Source organism: Lysobacter sp. yr284, assembly GCF_900107375.1.
Classification (GTDB): Bacteria; Pseudomonadota; Gammaproteobacteria; order Xanthomonadales; family Xanthomonadaceae; genus Lysobacter.
The window spans coordinates 1,068,700-1,086,549 of sequence record NZ_FNPT01000001.1 but is presented as its reverse complement, the minus strand read 5'-3'; the positions used below and the strand labels follow the sequence as shown (position 1 = coordinate 1,086,549).

At 66.2% G+C, this 17,850-nt stretch carries 13 protein-coding genes and 1 tRNA gene; 10 read left to right on the top strand and 4 right to left on the bottom strand.

The window, feature by feature from the left end; genetic code table 11:
- Positions 1 to 32: 32 nt before the first annotated feature.
- From BLV01_RS04445 to BLV01_RS04420, 6 genes are all read left to right on the top strand, one after another.
- Positions 33 to 4,625 carry a pilus assembly protein gene (locus tag BLV01_RS04445; protein WP_254782492.1) on the top strand — a complete coding sequence of 1,531 codons (4,593 nt, stop codon included), beginning with the start codon at positions 33 to 35 and terminating at the stop codon, positions 4,623 to 4,625.
- Between the two features lie 20 nt (positions 4,626 to 4,645).
- Positions 4,646 to 5,110 (top strand): type IV pilin protein, encoded by a 465-nt coding sequence (locus BLV01_RS04440; RefSeq protein ID WP_091794343.1) that lies wholly within the window; start codon positions 4,646 to 4,648, stop codon positions 5,108 to 5,110.
- Positions 5,111 to 5,277: 167 nt separating this feature from the next.
- On the top strand, positions 5,278 to 7,308 hold the full coding sequence (gene uvrB / locus BLV01_RS04435) for an excinuclease ABC subunit UvrB (RefSeq protein ID WP_091794341.1): 2,031 nt from the start codon (positions 5,278 to 5,280) through the stop codon (positions 7,306 to 7,308).
- Positions 7,309 to 7,450: 142 nt separating this feature from the next.
- Positions 7,451 to 7,525: transfer RNA gene (locus BLV01_RS04430), tRNA-Val, on the top strand.
- A 176-nt stretch (positions 7,526 to 7,701) separates the two neighbouring features.
- Complete coding sequence (locus BLV01_RS04425) at positions 7,702 to 7,908, top strand: hypothetical protein (protein WP_139178455.1); 207 nt, start codon at positions 7,702 to 7,704, stop codon at positions 7,906 to 7,908.
- A gap of 21 nt (positions 7,909 to 7,929) precedes the next feature.
- Positions 7,930 to 8,454 (top strand): PLxRFG domain-containing protein, encoded by a 525-nt coding sequence (locus BLV01_RS04420; protein WP_343124239.1) that lies wholly within the window; start codon positions 7,930 to 7,932, stop codon positions 8,452 to 8,454.
- On the opposite strand, the gene BLV01_RS25170 is transcribed toward BLV01_RS04420, so the two are convergent.
- A complete protein-coding gene (locus BLV01_RS25170; RefSeq protein WP_217633438.1) occupies positions 8,412 to 9,131 on the bottom strand; it encodes a hypothetical protein in 720 nt (239 codons plus the stop codon). The two genes, BLV01_RS04420 and BLV01_RS25170, sit on opposite strands and share 43 nt — an antisense overlap.
- A gap of 145 nt (positions 9,132 to 9,276) precedes the next feature.
- Positions 9,277 to 9,408, bottom strand: a complete 132-nt coding sequence (locus tag BLV01_RS27035; protein ID WP_256375568.1) for a hypothetical protein — start codon at positions 9,406 to 9,408, stop codon at positions 9,277 to 9,279.
- Positions 9,409 to 9,703: 295 nt separating this feature from the next.
- Between BLV01_RS27035 and BLV01_RS04415 the strand changes: the two genes are divergently transcribed.
- From BLV01_RS04415 to BLV01_RS26100, 3 genes are all read left to right on the top strand, one after another.
- Positions 9,704 to 10,366 (top strand): hypothetical protein, encoded by a 663-nt coding sequence (locus BLV01_RS04415; RefSeq protein WP_139178451.1) that lies wholly within the window; start codon positions 9,704 to 9,706, stop codon positions 10,364 to 10,366.
- 219 nt (positions 10,367 to 10,585) lie between these two features.
- Positions 10,586 to 11,239: a hypothetical protein gene (locus tag BLV01_RS04410; RefSeq protein ID WP_139178449.1), complete on the top strand. Its 654-nt coding sequence runs from the start codon at positions 10,586 to 10,588 to the stop codon at positions 11,237 to 11,239.
- A 634-nt stretch (positions 11,240 to 11,873) separates the two neighbouring features.
- Entirely contained in the window at positions 11,874 to 12,035 is a 162-nt protein-coding gene (locus BLV01_RS26100) for a hypothetical protein (protein WP_157490410.1), read from the top strand.
- 132 nt (positions 12,036 to 12,167) lie between these two features.
- On the opposite strand, the gene BLV01_RS04405 is transcribed toward BLV01_RS26100, so the two are convergent.
- Both BLV01_RS04405 and BLV01_RS04400 read right to left on the bottom strand, forming a co-directional pair.
- A complete protein-coding gene (locus BLV01_RS04405; protein ID WP_139178447.1) occupies positions 12,168 to 13,295 on the bottom strand; it encodes an MvdC/MvdD family ATP grasp protein in 1,128 nt (375 codons plus the stop codon).
- A gap of 11 nt (positions 13,296 to 13,306) precedes the next feature.
- On the bottom strand, positions 13,307 to 15,169 hold the full coding sequence (locus BLV01_RS04400) for an ABCB family ABC transporter ATP-binding protein/permease (RefSeq protein WP_091794330.1): 1,863 nt from the start codon (positions 15,167 to 15,169) through the stop codon (positions 13,307 to 13,309).
- 772 nt (positions 15,170 to 15,941) lie between these two features.
- On the opposite strand from BLV01_RS04400, the gene thrS reads away from it, so the two are divergent.
- Entirely contained in the window at positions 15,942 to 17,840 is a 1,899-nt protein-coding gene (thrS, locus tag BLV01_RS04395; RefSeq protein WP_091794328.1) for a threonine--tRNA ligase, read from the top strand.
- Positions 17,841 to 17,850: the final 10 nt, after the last annotated feature.

Here is a 17,850-nt window from a genome sequence, read left to right as displayed (position 1 = left end):
GGCGGCGAGAGACTCCCATGCGAATTCCTCATTTGATCAAGATCGCTGGCCTGTTGCTCGGCATCGGCGTGCTGATGTCCCGCGGCGACGATCTCGTCGCCGGCGTCAACGATTACGAAATCGAGCAGGCGCCGCTGTTCATCAAGGGCGTGCAGCCGCCGCTGATGATGATGGTGATGTCGCGCGACGAGCAGCTGTTCATGAAGGCGTATGCCGACTACACCGACCTCGACGGGGACGGTCTGCTGGATACGACGTACCAGAACAAGTTCTCCTATTCCGGCTATTTCGATCCGGATCTTTGCTACAGCGAAGGCACCGGCCGGTTCAAGGCCAGCGGTGCGGCGACCAACCACCAGTGCAGCGGCCAGTGGAGCGGCAACTTCCTCAACTGGGTGACGATGAGCCGTCTGGATATCGTTCGCTACGTGCTGTACGGAGGTTCGCGCTCGGTCGACAACGCGACGACCACGGTGCTGACCCGCGCGCACATCCCGAACGATCTGCATGCCTGGGTCAAGGTCTATAGCGCGACCGACATCAACAAGTACACCCCGCTGAGCGGCACGCAGTCGTTCTGCAACATGTCCAAGGGCAACACCGGTTCGCCGTTGATGCGCGTGGCCAGCGGCAACTGGAGCGAATGGGCCTCGACCTCGGTGCTGCAGTGCGCGACCGACAGCGAGGCGCCCAACGACGATGCCAAGCAGGACAGTCCTGGTTCGACCAAGGACTACGTCGTGAGCGTCGAGGTCTGCAGCCCGGCCAACAACGCGGTGCGCGAAAGCTTCTGCCAGAAGTACGGCAGCGGCACCGCGACCACCTACAAGCCGATCGGCCTGCTGCAGACTTACGGCGAGAACGGCAGCGTGCGCTTCGGCCTGATTTCGGGCAGCTACTCCGCGCCGCGCTCCGGCGGCGTGCTCCGCCGCAACATCGGCCGCTTCGCCGGCAACGTGGCGGACCAGGTCTGCCAGGCCGGCGACGAAGTCGACACCACCACCGGCATTTTCTGCCCGACCGCCGATGCGGCCTCCGGCAGCGTGGTGAAGACCATCGAGCGTTTCAAGCTGGAGCAGTGGAACAACGGCACTTGGTCGGACTGCAACACCTGGGGCATCCTGAACCGAAACGGCATGCCGGTCGGCAACGGCTTTCTCCGCAACCCCGGCTCAGGCAACAACGGCGGGCAGAGCTGCAGCGGCTGGGGCAATCCGCTCAGCGAAATGTATGCGGAGGCTCTGCGCTACATCAAGGCCGAAAGCAGGACCAGCGCTTTCAATGCCGGCACCGATCTGTCGGGTCTGCCCGCGCCGAGCTGGCTCGATCCGTACCGTTCGGCCGACTCGGGCGGCAACAGCTACTGCGCCAAATGCAACATCCTGGTGCTGTCGACCGGGTTGAGCTCGTTCGACAGCGATGAGCTGGGCAATATGCGCGACGCCGCGGTGACGGCGACCGATGCGCTCGGCGCAAACGAAAAGGTCAACAACGGCAGCTACGTGGTCGGCCGCGTGGTGGCCGACGCCGCCGAGTTGGACGTCGGCAAGAGCGTCAACACCTACGAGGACATGTGTACCGCCAAGACCGTGTCCAGCCTCGGCCGGGTGCGCGGTATGTGTCCCGACATTCCGTCGATGGAAGGCAGTTACTTGATCTCCGGCATGGCCCATAAGGCCTGGACCACCGATCAGCGCCCGGGGCTGCCGGGCAAGCCGGCGAGCGAATCGGTCAAGGCGCGTACCTTCGCGGTGGCGCTGGCCGAGAACCTGCCGAAATTCGACATCCCGATCGGCAACGGGAGGATCACTCTGACCCCGCTTTGCCAAGCTCACGACAGCGCCTCGGCGAATGCGGGCACCGCCAATTGGCGCAGCTGCTTCCTCGGCGCGGTCGGCATCGGCACCAAGACTTCGGTGAAGGGCAACCGCTATGTCTACGGCCGGCCGCTCGCCGACGACGGCAAGGCCGGCAGCTTCTCGCTGGTGTGGGAAGACTCGCTGTGGGGCAACGACCACGACAACGACGTGGTCTCGTTGATGTCGTACTGCGTCGGCGCCACCTGCGGCGATTTCCGCAGCACGCGCCAGCACATTTGCTGGAACTCCCCGTCGGCCGCGTGCTCCGGCGGCAATCCGACCGTCGGCGCCGACGAGGCGCTGGTGCGTATCGAGAACCTGTCGGCCTACGCCGGCAACGCCATGCTCACCGGTTTCGGCGTGACCGGTTCCAACAACGACGGCCAGCAGCGCGTGGCGCTGCGTCCGGGCAACCAGAACGGCAGCGTGCTGACCAATTCCGACGACGCGCCCGGCAGCTGGACCCGGCCGCAGGTGATCAAGTACAAGCTCGGCAGCTCGGGCGCCAAGCTGCTGGAAAATCCGCTGTTCTACGCCGCCAAGTACGGCAGCTTCAGGGACGCCAACGGCAACGGCGTGCCCGACGCGGGCGAGTGGGATACGCGCGTGGCCGGCACCCCGGACAACTTCTTCCTCGCCCGCGACCCGTCGCGCCTGAAGGAAGAGCTGCGCAAGATCTTCGACAGCGTCGCCAACGACGGCAACCGCCCGACCGACAGCTCGACCTCCGGCGCGCGCCTGAGCGACGGCTCGTTCACGATCGAGGCGCGCTACAACATCGGCACCAACAACGATTGGACCGGCACCGTGCGCGGCTTGAAGATCGACGCCAACGGCGTCACCGATACCGCCAATCCGTTGTGGGACGCGGCGGCCAAGCTGCCGGCCGCGCGCAACATCGCGGCGATGGTCGCGCCGACCACCTACAACACGGCCGGCAACGCCACCGCGGTAGCGGCCAAGAACTTCACCGCGACCAACCTGGGCGCCAACGACGACGCGCGCTTCAACGCGCTCGGCCTGACCAGCGGCCGGCGTTTCTGGGACACCGCCCCGGTGACCGGCGACGACGTGGTCAACTACCTGCGCGGCACCAAGTCGAAGGAGCAATCCGCCAAGGGGCCGTTCCGCACCCGCGCGACCAACTTCGGCGACATCATCAATTCCGCCGCGGAAGTGGTGACCTTGCGCGCCGACTACGGTTACGGCACCTGGTCGTACTCGGTCTCCTCGGGCTGGCGCAAGGACCTGGGCGACTCGTACAAGGCCTACCTCGCGGCCAAGCGGCAGCCCGGGCGCAAGCCGATGGTGTATGTCGGCGCCAACGACGGCATGGTCCACGGCATCGACGCCACGCCGGACGCGACCGGCGGCACCGAGATGCTCGCCTACATCCCGTCGCAGTCGCTGCGCAAGATGGGCCAGCTGGCCAATCCCGACTACGCGCACCAGTACTACATGGACGGCGCGCTGACCAGCGGCGACGTGGCGTTCAACGCCGCAGGCGACTGGCGCACCGTGCTGGTCGCGGCGATGGGCGCGGGCGGGCGTTCGATTTCGGCGCTGGACGTGACCAGCGCCGACCAGACCAACGGCTTCAAGCCGGCGAACGTGCTGTGGGAGGTCAGCGGCGAGCAACTGCCCGACCTGGGCCACGTGCTCGGCAAGCCGACCATCGCGCCGATCAATACCGCGACCGGACCGAAGTGGGTGGCGATCTTCGGCAACGGCGTCAATTCCAACTCCGGCGCGCCGGTGCTGTTCGTGGTCGACATCAAGACCGGCGACGTGCTGCGCCAGATCAAGCCGACCGGAGCCGGTTACGCCACCCGCAACGGCCTGATCAACATCGTCGCGGTCGGCCTGAACAACACCGACGGCCTGGCCGACACGGTCTACGGCGGCGACATGCAGGGCAATGTCTGGAAGTACGATCTGTCCAGCGCCACCGCGTCCGCGTGGAGCATCGCCTACTCGGGCGCGCCGCTGTTCACCGCCCGCGATCCGAACGGCAACGGCCAGCCGATCACCGGCGCGATCGAAGCCTCGCGCGGCCCGGGCGGCGGCGTGACCCTGTTCTTCGGCACGGGCCAGTACTTCGCCAAGGGCGACAACATCACCTCGACCAAGGTGCAGTCGCTTTACGGCATCTGGGACAACCTGAGCGCCGCGATTCCCAGCAGCAACCGCGCGTCCTGGCCGATGGTGCAGCAGACCATCACCTCCGCCGGCCTGTCGGGCATCTACAGCACCCGCAACATCACCCGCAACGCGGTCAACTATCCGGAGAAGCGCGGCTGGTTCGTCGATCTTGTGGTCGACGGCAACGCCAAGGGCGAGCGTTTCATCGGCACGCCGCGCCTGCAGAACGGCCGGGTGTTCTTCACCAGCTACGAGCCCACCGGCGAGATCTGCAACCCGCTCGGCGTCAACTGGCTGTACGGCATGAACGTGTTGACCGGCGGCGCGGCGATGGAAGGCGTGGCGACCTCGCCGGGCGGCGCCTCGGTCGGCACCTCGCAGACCGGCGGCCTGTCGCTCAACAACGGCGAAGACCGCTCTCCGCCCACGCGCAACACCAACCTGCTGCTGCCGCAGCCCAAGCAGCGCGACATCGTCAACTGCAACGGCGCCGAGTGCACCGCCGACAAGCTGCGCGGGCAACTGCAGGCCCAGCAGTGCAGCCTGGTGCTGACCGCGGCCGGCGCCGATCCGCTGTACCTGCCCCGTCCCTGCGGCCGCCAGTCGTGGCGCCAGGTCCGCTGATTCTTGCCAGGACATACGTCATGACCCGCAACGCCGCTTCCGTGTCGCGCCACCGGACCCTGCCTCGCAGGGTCCGGGGTTTCACCCTGATCGAATTGATGGTCGCCGTGACGATCGTCGGCATCCTGGCCGCCATCGCTTATCCGGCCTACAACGACTCGGTGCGCAAGTCGCGCCGGGCCCAGGCCAAGGTCGACCTGGCCGAATTGACCCAGCTCGCCGAGCGCTGGTACACGGCCAACAACAGCTACGCTGGCTTCTTCACCAAGGTCAAGGCCGACAACATGGACTACTCGCCGCGCACCAAGCCGCGCGACCAGGCGTTCTATGTGATCACCCGCGACGGCGCCGCCGACACCGCCGCCAGCACCTTTACCCTGACCGCGACGGCCCAGGGCGACCAGGCCAAGGACGCGTGCAAGAACCTGTCCATCGATGCGACCGGTAAAAGGACGACCAGCTCCAGCCGCACCGACTGCTGGTAAGCCCCCGCGCTGGCGCCTGCGCCGCCGATGCCCGTCCCGCCGCCGCGGGGCGGGCATCGGCGTTTTGGCGGCCGCGGGAGCGCGCCGGCGTAGTGGGGTAAGCTGGAAAGTCGCCCGCACCGTCCCCATCTGGTACGGGCCTTCCCCCGACTTCGCGACCGGCTCCGATGAACGATTCCAGCGCTCCCAGCGGTTTCCGACTGGTGGCTCCGTACCGGCCCGCCGGCGACCAGCCGCAGGCGATCGAGCGGCTGACGGCGGGCTTCGACAACGGCCTGGCCCACCAGACCCTGCTCGGCGTCACCGGCTCGGGCAAGACCTACACCATCGCCAACGTGGTCGAGCGGGTGCAGAAGCCGACCCTGGTGATGGCGCCGAACAAGACCCTGGCGGCGCAGTTGTACGGCGAGTTCAAGGCGTTCTTCCCGCACAACGCGGTCGAGTACTTCGTCAGCTACTACGACTACTACCAGCCCGAGGCCTACGTCCCGTCGAGCGACACCTTCATCGAGAAGGACAGCTCGGTCAACGAGCACATCGAGCAGATGCGGCTGTCGGCGACCAAGGCCCTGCTGGAACGCCGCGACGCCCTGATCGTGTGCACGGTCTCGGCGATCTACGGCCTGGGCGACCCGAACGAATACTTCCGCATGGTCCTGCACATGGTCCGCGGCGAGCGCATCGACCAGCGCGAGTTGATCCGCCGCCTGACCGAGATGCAGTACGACCGCAACGACACCGAGCTGCGCCGCGCGACCTACCGCGTGCGCGGCGAAGTCATCGACGTGCACCCGGCCGAAAGCGATGCACAGGCGCTGCGGATCGAGCTGTTCGACGGCGAGATCGAAAACCTGACCATCTTCGACCCGCTGACCGGCGAGAGCCTGGAGAAGGTGGGGCGCTACACGATCTACCCCGGCTCGCACTACGTCACCACCCGCCGCACCGTGCTCGACGCGATCGAGACGATCAAGGCCGAGCTGCGCGAGCGCCTGGAGTACCTGTACGCCAACAACAAGCTGGTCGAGGCCCAGCGCCTGGCCCAGCGCACCCAGTTCGACCTGGAGATGCTGGCCGAGGTCGGCTACTGCAACGGCATCGAGAACTACTCGCGCCACCTCAGCGGACACATGCCCGGCGAGCCGCCGCCGTGCCTGTTCGACTACCTGCCGCCCGACGCGCTGCTGGTGGTCGACGAATCGCACGTGACCGTGCCGCAGATCGGCGCGATGTACAAAGGCGACCGCTCGCGCAAGGAAACCCTGGTCGAGTTCGGCTTCCGCATGCCCTCGGCGCTGGACAACCGGCCGCTGCGCTTCGAGGAGTGGGAAGGGCGCTCGCCGCGCTCGATCTTCGTCTCGGCCACGCCGGGGCCATACGAGCTGCGCAAGTCCGAGGACCAGATCACCGAGCTGGTGGTGCGCCCGACCGGCCTGGTCGATCCGCAGGTCGAGATCCGCCCGGTCGCGACCCAGGTCGACGACGTGCTCGGCGAGATCCGCGAGCGCGTGGCCATCGGCGACCGCGTGCTGATCACCACCCTGACCAAGCGCATGGCCGAGAACCTCACCGAGTACCTCGGCGAGCATGGGGTCAAGGTGCGCTACCTGCACTCGGACGTGGACACGGTCGAGCGCGTGGAGATCATCCGCGACCTGCGCCTGGGCAAGTTCGACGTGCTGGTCGGCATCAACCTGCTGCGCGAGGGCCTGGACATGCCCGAGGTGTCGCTGGTGGCGATCCTCGACGCCGACAAGGAAGGCTTCCTGCGCTCGACCGGCTCGCTGATCCAGACCATCGGCCGCGCCGCGCGCAACCTGCGCGGCAAGGCCATCCTCTACGCCGACCGCATCACCAACTCGATGCGCAAGGCGATCGACGAGACCGACCGGCGCCGGCAGAAGCAGGTCGAGTACAACGAGCAGCACGGCATCGTCCCCAAGTCGGTGGCCAAGGCCGTGGTCGACATCATGGAAGGCGCGCGGGTCGATCCGGAGGCGCTCAAGGCGCGCGGCAGGGCGCGGCGGGCGGCGGAGGAGCAGGCCGAGTACGCGGCGCTGTCGCCGGCGCAGTTCTCGGCCCGGATCAAGCAGCTCGAACAACAGATGTACCAGCACGCGCGCGACCTGGAGTTCGAGCAGGCCGCGGCAGTGCGCGACCAACTGCGCCAGCTCAAGGACGCCGGCTTCGGCTCCTGATCCGCCGCTTCGCCGTCGGCGTGCGGCGGCGGGGCGAGGACGGCCGCAAGGATGCGGCGACGCAAAAAACGCTTGTCCCGCGCCGGGCTCTGGGCTAGACTGCGCTCCCTTCGCCGGGGAGCTTCACGCAAGATTCGGCGACGGGCGATTAGCTCAGCGGTAGAGCACTACCTTGACATGGTAGGGGTCACAGGTTCGAACCCTGTATCGCCCACCAATTTAAGTGATTGAACGGCGGGGCCTTTCGGGGTCCCGCCGTTTTCATTTGCGGGCCTGGGTGTCATCGAACTGGCATCGCTTCCGGCCTGGTCGCGGTCCCAGGCCAGGCGCAGCTCGCGCACGTTGAAGCCCGGTGCGGGTAGCGGCAGCGAGCCCTGGGACGCCGAGACCGAGATGCGCGCGTTCATGTCGAGGATGCTCGGCCAGACCACGACCGCGACGATCCTGCGCGGACTGGTCAACCAGGTCACCGGCGCCGACATCGCCGGCCGCGTCGGGCTGTCCGATCTGTGGTTCCGCGATGCCGATCGCGAGCTCGAAGGACGCGGGGCCTACTACAACCTGCTGGAGCAGGCGGCCGGGCCGATGGGGGCGTCCTGAAGAGCGAGCTCGTAGCAAGGGCTGATCGACGACGGCCACCCGTGGCGCGGCGTCGAGACCATGCTGCCGAAGTCGCTGAAGGACATGATGAAGGACGCCCGGTACGCCAGCGAGGGCGTCAACACGCTCCGCGGGGATCCGCTGATCAACGACGGCACTTTGTACGACACTCTGCTGCAGCTCGACGGCTTTACGTCCAACAAGGTCTCGGAACGATACAAGCGCAACAGCGCGCCTAAGAACTACGAGCAGGCCTTGCTTAATCGCCGTGCTCACCTGATGGATATCCTGGCGATGGCCTGCCACACCGGCGACGACAGCGTTGCCGTGCTGGCTAAGATCCGCGCGTTCAACCAAGCCAACCCGGCGATCGCGATCAGCAACACCTCGATCATCCGGAGCCTCGGGGCGCGGGCCAGTTACAGCGCGAAAGCGGAGGGGGCGTGGTGCTCAACGCGCGCCTGGCGGCCCAAGTGCGTGAGGCTGTCGGGGATGAGTAGCTCTCAATCATTCGCGCTAGGAAATGAAGGATCTGGAGAAGGCTGAATTATCAGTCCGAGAGGTGTCAGGGCGCGCATGGCCTCGTCGGTCACCTGACGATAGGCCCACCGGTCCTTCAGCCACTCTTCTACGGTTTTAGACACCTGCCCCGAGAGTGAAACTGCGCCAGTGCTCCTGGTCACAACGGCGTTGTTGACGCCTGCGATGTTGCGCAGCTTGGCGCTCTGTTCGAACTGTCGCTGTTCGACTGCATCATTAAACTTGGATTTAAGGGATTCGATTCCTTGCTCGATGATTACTCTCACAAGGTTGCCAAACCTGATTGCCTCGGATTTTGTGCAGATCCTTCCCTGATGCACAACTTCATTTCTAAAGCTTGCGTCGTTGTCGCTGAGTGTCTGGGGGAGATCGCCCGCAACTGCAAGCCATGTGAAAACGTACGCCCCGAGCTGTCGCTCCGATTGCTTTTTGATCTTGTTCCAACTTACGGAACGCTCATTGTCCGGTATGGAGCGTGCAATTAGGAGTACGTCAATCGCCGCTTCATAGAATCGCTCGAGGGCAGCCCCGAAAGTCGCAATCGCCTCGCGGTAATAGCCGTCAATGATTGCGTGCAACGAGATTTCAAAAAGTGTTTCAAACTTCTCTGACTGGTGAAGGTAAATGTTCTCGTGGCCGCGAGGGCAGGTGAACCGGTAGACGCCATCGTTCTCGGGGAGCAAGAATCCCATTGTGGGTACGTGGGAGGTGGATCCTGCGAAAGCATCAAGTTGGTCTGCGGGACTGCCGCTCGTTGCAGATGCGAGGCAAGTAGCGCAAGCGCACATAATTCTCATCATGGAAAGTGCTCCTCCCTGAGAGCTTTAGTTAGTCGATTCCCTTGACCACCGCATGGTCGTAGTAAGGGCGCTCACGATCTTCCAAGATCTCGTAGAACTTGGCCAGGTCGTTAGGCGCCGGCTGCGGCCAGCGGTCGATGTTCTCGGGTCTGATCAGCATGATGCAGCGGTCGTGCGCGGCTGTGGCGACCTTCGGCGCCAGATCCGTCGTGACGAAGGCGAATGACCACAGGATGTCGCCGTCGGTCCGGGTTGACCCGGTGCGCTTACAGGCAGGCGATCGCCATGTCCTGGCCGGTGTCGGGGGTGAATACGAGCTTGATGCTTCGGTCGCGTGCTCGGGCGCTTAGGGGCTAATCGGTATTGAGGGCATGCCGGCGGTGCTATCGCCGGGCGTCCTAAACGGTGAAAATCCCCACGAAACCGGGATTGCCCGGAGGATGAACAGGGGTGGCGTGGACGCAATACTGAACAACCTGCTGGCCGGCGGATCGCTGATCGGAATCATCGCCTTGGTCGGTTGGTGGTTGGCGAAGAAGGCGGTCGACAGTTTCACGGCAGCTGGAGAGGCCTACGCCAAGCGTAAGGGCGAGAACCTGGCCACGAAAGAGGACTTCACCCAGCTTCTCGACCAGGTGAAGCTGACCACCCAGGCCACCGAGCAGATTCGGACCAATCTGGGGCACCAAGACTGGTCGGCGCGCGAGTGGAAATCTATCCGGCAGCGAAAACTGGAGGAAATGCTTGCCGAGGCGGGGGCTGTTGAAGCGTTCTTGGATCACCACCGCGGGCAACTGACCACCCAGCAGTTTCACAGAGTGCCGATCATGCCGCTGGACAAGTTCGAAGTCTTGGCGGCGCTGTACTTTCCCGAACTCGAAGTGCCGGCAAGTGTTTTCGCCAAATGCGCGCGAGATGCGGCGATGACCCTTTACGACTTCGCATTAGCGAATGCCGAAGCTGGCGGCCTCGATTCGCACCTCCTCATGCAGCAGCACAACGCGGGGATCATGCGCGCGCGAAAATTGGTTGTACAGCGGCGCGCTGAGCTGGATGCGGCTGCTGTCCAGGTCATCCGACAGATCTTCGGTAGGCCGCCTGAGGCCCCTAAAAATTGAATGCGCCAGCCCTGGCGCGCATAGGCATCAGAATCGGAACTCCTGAAAATTCCGGTGGCTAAGTTATTGTTTTTACGGCTCTGATCCATTGACTCTTAATAAATAACGCCAAGGATCGAATCCGCGACGGCCTTTCAAACAATGCCTTAGCGTCTCGCTTACGCCATTCAGCCGAAAAATATCGAATCTGGAAACTCCAGCCATAACTAGGGACAGGGCATGGAACTGAAAGACGTAGTTGCGCTGCTAGCGGCGCCGTTTGGGCTCGGGGCCGGAGCAGTGGTTGCAGTTATTGCATTGCAGTGGGTTCTGAAGCGCATAGCCGCTGGCGGCGATGCTTACGCCAGAAAAAAGGGCGAGAACCTAGCCACCAAGGAGGACCTGGTCGAAGCGGTAAGGCAGCTCAAGCGCTTTGAGGAGACGCGGGCAGCAGTCGCCCATGACGACTGGATAGCGCGGGAGTGGAAGGCGGCTCGAATTCGCAACCTCGAGACTTTCGAGGCTGGACTCCAGCAGAGCTACGAAGACGCTCAGACGGCGGTGCACGCCACCCTAACTGGTTCGCAAGAAGATCTGACCCACCTCGGCACCGGAGTATCAATTCGACTTCGAACTCTGCAAAAGCTCTACTACCCCGAGCTTGGGGCATCGTTAGAGGCTTTCCAGCTTGCGGTAGAGGCGCTACCAGGAATGGCAATCGCATGCTATTTCTGGTCGCGTCAGAAGCCGGAAAACGAGCAACTGATTGCGAAGGAGTTTGACGCCCTCGGACAAAAGCAGCAGGAACTGGAAGCTGCCCGTGAGCAGTGCTCGGAAGCCCTCGCAGGGGTGGCGAGAGACCTGTTCAACGTGACGGCCGGCTTCAAAGGGTAGCGATGACACCCCGGGCGTGCTGCGCGGGGTGTCATCAGTCTGGCATCGAGATGGGGTGTAAGTGCTTGATCCGTCTGTTTCCGCCTGTCTTTTCGTGTCGCGCTATGTCGCTGAAATCCCTCTACTTACGGGACCTTGACATGGTAGGGGTCACAGGTTCGAACCCTGTATCGCCCACCAATTTGGAAAGCGAACGGCGGAGCCCCTCGGGCTTCGCCGTTTTGCTGTGCGCGGCCGGGTCCGGGGCGCCGCAGTCCGGGGCGATCCCGAAGCGGCGTGCCGCCGCCCGCGCGGCCCCCGGGCCGCCGCCGCGTGCCGGCCGGGGCCCCGCTCGCGGCCGGGTTTTTTCAGGAAAACCTGGGGTTTTCCCGGCCGCGGCCGGCGTTCGCGCAGCCCTCAACGACCGTCACTTTTTCTTCACGGTCGGCAAGCATTGTGGTGGCTTTCTTTGCCGAGTTTGGCTTGCGGATTGGGTGCTTTTGTTGTGGCTAACTGCTTGCCCCATCGTGCTTTTTTGGGGCGCGCCGGCGCGTGCTGGAACAATTGACAGGCGCGGGCGTCTTGCCGCCTGCGAACGCGGCTTCCTATCTTCGGATGGCGGCGATCCGCCGCCTTGCTAACGGAGTAGTAGGTTATGAGCGAACAGACCCGCCTGATCGGCCGCATGGTCGCGATCGAATCCGAGCAGATGGAAGGCGCCGAGCAGAATGCCGCGTTCGTGGCCGCGACGACCTATCGCCGCACCAGCCCGTTCAACGAGATCGATTTCGCCGACAACGGCGACCAGATCCCGTAATCCGGTACGCGCCTGCCGGGCGCGACCCGGTACGCCGGACTACGCGAAACAAAGCGGGCCGGGAGGCGACGCCTCCCGGCCCGTTCGTTTGTACGGGGGCGCGGCGCGCGGCGACTGCGCGCCGCCGGGCGCTCATTCGCGCATCTGGAACACCTGCGGCAGCGGCACGTGGCGCCGCGCGTCCGGCTCGGCCTCGCCGCGTTCGCCGCGCGATTCCCAGTAGTCGCGGTAGCGATAGGCCGGTTCGCGCCAGTCGTAGACGAAGCCCGGGTCGCGGCTGCGGATGAATTCGACCGCGCAGTCCATCAGCTGCAGGCCGGGGTTGATCGCCTCCAGCCACATGAACTGGCCCATCTCGTTGACTTCCAGGAACACGTAGCGGCCGTCGCGGGTGACCACGATGTCGATGCAGCCGAACACCAGTCCCAGCCGCGCCATGACCTGCAGGCAGCGCGCCTGCACCGCCTCGGGCAGGGCGTAGCGCTCGCAGCCCATGCGTTCGTCGAATTCGTTCGCGCGCCAATCGGTGAGGTAGTCGCCCTCGCGCTGGGAGTGCAGGCGCGCGGCGATCGCGGTGCGGCCCATCACCGTCACCCGCAGCTCGTAGGCCTTGTCCAGCAACGGTTGGTAGATGCCCGGCGCGTTCGACAGCGCGGCGTCTTCGCGCAGCAGTTCCTCGGTCAGCGGCGTGGTGAAGGTGCCGCGCACCTTTTCTTCTCCTTCGCTGATCCAGGCCGCCGCGGTGATCGGCTTGTAGATCGCGCGGCCGCCGTGCTCGCGGTAGAACGCGCGGATCGCCCCGGGATCGTTGGAAATCAGCGTCGGCGGCGTGTCCAGGCCCACGGCGGCGGCGTGGTGCAACTGCACCGCCTTGCGGTCGGCCAGCGCCTTGGCCTGGATCGGGTTGATCCAGAAACGCTCGCGCTGGGCTTCGAGCAGGTTGATCGTGGCGCGCACGAACTCGGTGGATTCCAGCTGCGAGAAGCGGATGTCGGCCGGGTGCAGCTGGGCCGAGGGCTCGGGCTGGTACCAGCGGCGCAGCCACACCGTATCGACGTCGGCGGTATCGAAGTCGCGCTCGTGGCGCAGGCAATACAGCGATACCGCCGCGGGGCCGCCGCCGGTGCGCAGGCTGACGCCGTGTTTTTGCGGATAGTCGTGGGTGTACCACACGTGCACGCGTTCGCCTTCGTTCTCCAGCGCCCAGGCCACCGATCTGGCGTGGATGTCCCAGGGGTCGGAGACAATCAATGTCGTCATGCGGGTTTCCTTCAATCGGTAAGGGCGGGGTGTTCGTCGGCGTACCGGGCACTTGGCGCGCCGTCGTCGCTGGGCGCGGGCGCGGGGCCGGGCGGGCGGCGCTGCTGCATCGCCCACAGCGCGGCGTAGCGGCCGCCGGCGGCGAGCAGTTCGGCGTGGTCGCCGCGCTCGGCGATGCGGCCGGCCTCCAGCACCACGATCTGGTCGGCGTCGACCACGGTCGACAGGCGGTGGGCGATCACCAGCGCGGTGCGGCCTTGCGCGGCCTGGCGCAGCTCGCGCTGGATCTCGCCTTCGGTGTGCGCGTCCAGCGCCGAGGTGGCCTCGTCGAAGATCAGGATCGCCGGCCGCTTGAGCAGGGTGCGGGCGATGGCGATGCGCTGCTTCTCGCCGCCGGAGAGCTTGAGCCCGCGCTCGCCCACGCCGGTGTCGTAGCCCTGCGGCAGGGTCTGGATGAAGTCGTGGATGCGCGCGGCGCGCGCGGCCTCCAGCACTTCCTCGCGGCTGGCCCCGGGGCGGCCGTAGGCGATGTTGTAGTACAGCGATTCGTTGAACAGCACGGTGTCCTGCGGGACCACGCCGATGCGCCGGCGCAGCGAGTCGGCGGTCACCTCGCGCAGGTCCTGGCCGTCGACGGTCACCCGCCCGCCGTCGGGGTCGTAGTGGCGGTACAGCAGCCGCGCCAGGGTCGACTTGCCCGCGCCGGTGCTGCCCACCACCGCCACGGTATGGCCGCTGGGAATGATCAGGTCGATGCCGGCGAGGATCTCGCGCTCGCCGTAGCGGAACGACACGTTCTCGAACCGGACCTCGCCGCCGCGCACCTGCAGCGCCGGCGCGCCGGGGCGGTCGAGCACTTCGACCGGTTCGTCGAGCAGGGCGAACATGCGCTCCAGGTTGGCCAGCATCTGCTTGCCTTCGCGGTAGACCACGCCCAGGTAGCTCAGCGGCGCGGCCAGCTGCAGCAGGTAGGCGTTGACCAGGACCAGGTCGCCCAGGCTCATGCGCCCTGCGACCACGCCGTCGGTGGCGCGCCACAGCAGCGCGGTCAGGCCGACCGCGATCAGCGCCGACTGGCCGATGCCCATCAGCGAGGCCGCCTTGAGGCTGCGCACCGCGCTGTCCTCCAGCGTGCGCAGGCGGCGGTCGAAGCGTTCGGTCTCGAAGGCCTCGTTGTTGAAGTACTTGACCGTCTCGTAGTTGAGCAGCGAGTCGACCGAGCCGGCGCTGGCCTCGGTGTTGGCCTCGTTCATTTCCCGGTACCAGCGCAGCCGCCACTCGGTCATGCGGTAGGTGAACGCCATGTACACCGCCAGCGTGGCCAGGGTGATCCCCGCGAACGAGAGGTCGTAGCCGGCGACCAGGATCGCGACGATCAGCGCCAGTTCGACCAGGGTCGGCACGACCATGTACAGCACGGTGTCGAGCAGCTCGGAGATCGAGCCCATGCCGCGCTCCAGGTCGCGGCCGACCGCGCCGGTGCGGCGGTCCAGGTGGAAGCGCAGGCTCAGCGCGTGCAGGTGCTCGAACACCCGCAGCGCGACCTCGCGCGAGCTGCGCGCCATCACCCGCGCGAACACGACGTTGCGCAGTTCCTGCAGCACCGAGGAGGCCAGCCGCAGCGCGCCGTAGGCCATCAGCAGCGCCGCGGGCACGGTCAGCGGGGTCGGCTTGAGGTCGAGCGCGTCGATCAGTTCCTTGAGCAGCAGCGGCAGCCCGACCAGGGTCGCCTTGGTGCCGAGCACCAGCAGCAGCCCGGCGATGAGCCGGCCGCGGTAGTGCCATACGGTCGGCAGCAGGCGCCGCAGCACCGCGAAGGCGGAGGCGCTGGCGGTCGGCGCGGCGGAGGAGGGGGCGGGCGTCTCGGCGCTCATCGGCCGCCGTCGCGCGGGGGCGTTGGGAGCAGGCCGGCGGCGGGCGCCGTCGTCCAGGTGGCGGACGGATCGGCGGCGCGGCCCGGGGCGGCGCCGGGTCGGGGCGCGCGATCGCGACGCGGATGGCTGGACGCTTGCCGCGCGCAGGCGGTCGCGCCGGGCACCGCCCGCTGGGTAGCGGATCGCGCGAAGGCGAGCGGATTGAAAGCGGCCCGGCGCGACCGCGCCTGGGCGTGCCCGGTGCCGTCGCGAACGAGCGCGCAGCGGCCCGACATCGATGCCGGCCGCGGCGCCGCGCGGCCGCGCCAGGCGCGCCCGGCTTCCCTGATTTCCATCACGTCCCCACGCAGATGGCGTCCTTGATGCATCCACATTAACGCAACGCCGCGCGCTTTCCGTGTGCGGCCCGTCGCGGTCCCCGCCGCGCCGCCCCTGGCGGTTTTACCGCCCAGGCATGGTTGACTTGCCCCCGCCGCGTCCCCAACTATTAGCGCCTGCGACGCGGCATCCGGCCGTGTCCTCACGAGAGCCCAGGTGGCCCGCGCCAACGCGCCGGCCGAGCGTGCGACATGGACACTACCCGCACCCACCGCTGATCCCCGCGCAGGCCCCGCTCACGCAGGCGCCCTCGCGGCGCTTTTTTCTTGTCCGGTTCCCTGGATACACCGAACGCCCCTGTGGCCGCGGCGCAAGCCGCGCCCCCGCCCGCCGCGCCGCAACTCCGGCCGCGCGCGCCGGCGCCCCCGACCCACGCCCTGCGAACCACGAAGCCATGATCGCCATTACCCTCCCCGACGGCAGCCGCCGCGAATTCGACCACCCCGTTTCCGTCATGGACGTCGCCGCCTCGATCGGCGCCGGCCTGGCCAAGGCCACCGTCGCCGGCGAAGTCGACGGCAAGCTGGTCGACGCCAGCGACCGCATCGACCACGACGCGAAGCTGCGCATCATCACGCCGAAGGACCCCGAAGGCGTCGAGATCATCCGCCACTCCTGCGCCCACCTGGTCGGCCACGCGGTCAAGCAGCTGTACCCGGCCGCGAAGATGGTGATCGGCCCGGTCATCGAGGAAGGCTTCTACTACGACATCTGGTACGAGCGCCCGTTCACCCCGGACGACCTGGCCGCGATCGAAGCGCGCATGATCGAGCTGATCGACAAGGACTACGACGTGATCAAGAAGGTCACGCCGCGCGAGGAAGTGGTCGCGGTGTTCCAGTCGCGCGGCGAGGACTACAAGCTGCGCCTGGTCGAGGACATGCCCGACGAGAATGCGATGGGCCTGTACTACCACGAGGAATACGTGGACATGTGCCGCGGCCCGCACGTGCCCAACACGCGCTTCCTCAAGGCGTTCAAGCTGACCCGCATCTCCGGCGCGTACTGGCGCGGCGATTCCAAGAACGAACAGCTGCAGCGCATCTACGGCACCGCCTGGGCCGACAAGAAGCAGCTCGCCGCCTACATCCAGCGCATGGAAGAGGCCGAGAAGCGCGACCACCGCAAGATCGGCAAGCAGCAGGACCTGTTCCACCTGCAGGAAGAGGCGCCGGGCCTGGTGTTCTGGCATCCCAAGGGCTGGTCGATCTGGCAGGTGGTCGAGCAGTACATGCGCCGCGTCTACCGCGACAGCGGCTACGGCGAAGTGCGTTGCCCGCAGATCCTCGACGTGTCGCTGTGGCAGAAGTCCGGCCACTGGGACAACTACCAGGAGAACATGTTCTTCACCGAGTCGGAGAAGCGCACCTACGCGCTCAAGCCGATGAACTGCCCGGGCCACGTGCAGGTGTTCAACCAGGGCCTGCACAGCTACCGCGACCTGCCGATCCGTTACGGCGAATTCGGTTCGTGCCATCGCAACGAACCCTCCGGCGCATTGCACGGCATCCTGCGCGTGCGCGGCTTCACCCAGGACGACGGCCACGTGTTCTGCCTGGAAGACCAGATCGAAGCCGAAGTCACCGCGTTCCACCGGCAGGCGCTGGCGGTGTACGCCGATTTCGGTTTCGACGACATCCAGATCAAGATCGCGCTGCGCCCGGAGTCGCGCCTCGGCGACGACGCCACCTGGGACAAGGCCGAAGGCGCGCTGCGCAGCGCGTTGTCGGCGTGCGACGTGCAGTGGCAGGAACTGCCGGGCGAAGGCGCGTTCTACGGCCCGAAGATCGAATACCACTTGAAGGACGCGATCGGCCGCACCTGGCAGCTCGGCACGATGCAGGTCGACTTCATGATGCCGGGCCGCCTCGGCGCGGAGTACGTCGACGAACACAGCCAGCGGCGCACGCCGGTGATGCTGCATCGCGCGATCGTCGGTTCGATGGAGCGTTTCATCGGCATCTTGATCGAGCACCACGCCGGCCAGTTCCCGGCCTGGCTCGCGCCGATCCAGGCCGCGGTGCTCAATATCACCGATGCCCAGGGCGATTATGTGGAGGAGGTCAGGAAACTCCTTGCAAATCAAGGGTTCCGGGTCGAGGCCGATTTGCGAAACGAAAAAATCGGCCGTAAGATTCGCGAGCACACGCTGCAGCGCGTGCCGTACCTGCTCGTCGCTGGCGACCGCGAGAAGGAAACCGGCACGATCGCGGTGCGCACGCGGGGTGGGGAGGACCTGGGGACGATGACCGTCGCCGAGTTCGCTTCGCGTCTTATGAGCGAGCGAGCCTGACCCAGAGCCA

Bases quoted from the DNA above. Each gene is read 5' to 3' on its own strand.
- BLV01_RS04440 (WP_091794343.1), top strand. From the start codon at position 4,646: ATGACCCGCAACGCCGCTTCCGTGTCGCGCCACCGGACCCTGCCTCGC.
- uvrB (WP_091794341.1), top strand. From the start codon at position 5,278: ATGAACGATTCCAGCGCTCCCAGCGGTTTCCGACTGGTGGCTCCGTAC.
- BLV01_RS04425 (WP_139178455.1), top strand. From the start codon at position 7,702: ATGCGCGCGTTCATGTCGAGGATGCTCGGCCAGACCACGACCGCGACG.
- BLV01_RS27035 (WP_256375568.1), bottom strand. From the start codon at position 9,408: ATGCTGATCAGACCCGAGAACATCGACCGCTGGCCGCAGCCGGCGCCT.
- BLV01_RS04410 (WP_139178449.1), top strand. From the start codon at position 10,586: ATGGAACTGAAAGACGTAGTTGCGCTGCTAGCGGCGCCGTTTGGGCTC.
- BLV01_RS26100 (WP_157490410.1), top strand. From the start codon at position 11,874: ATGAGCGAACAGACCCGCCTGATCGGCCGCATGGTCGCGATCGAATCC.
- BLV01_RS04405 (WP_139178447.1), bottom strand. From the start codon at position 13,295: ATGACGACATTGATTGTCTCCGACCCCTGGGACATCCACGCCAGATCG.
- BLV01_RS04400 (WP_091794330.1), bottom strand. From the start codon at position 15,169: ATGAGCGCCGAGACGCCCGCCCCCTCCTCCGCCGCGCCGACCGCCAGC.
- thrS (WP_091794328.1), top strand. From the start codon at position 15,942: ATGATCGCCATTACCCTCCCCGACGGCAGCCGCCGCGAATTCGACCAC.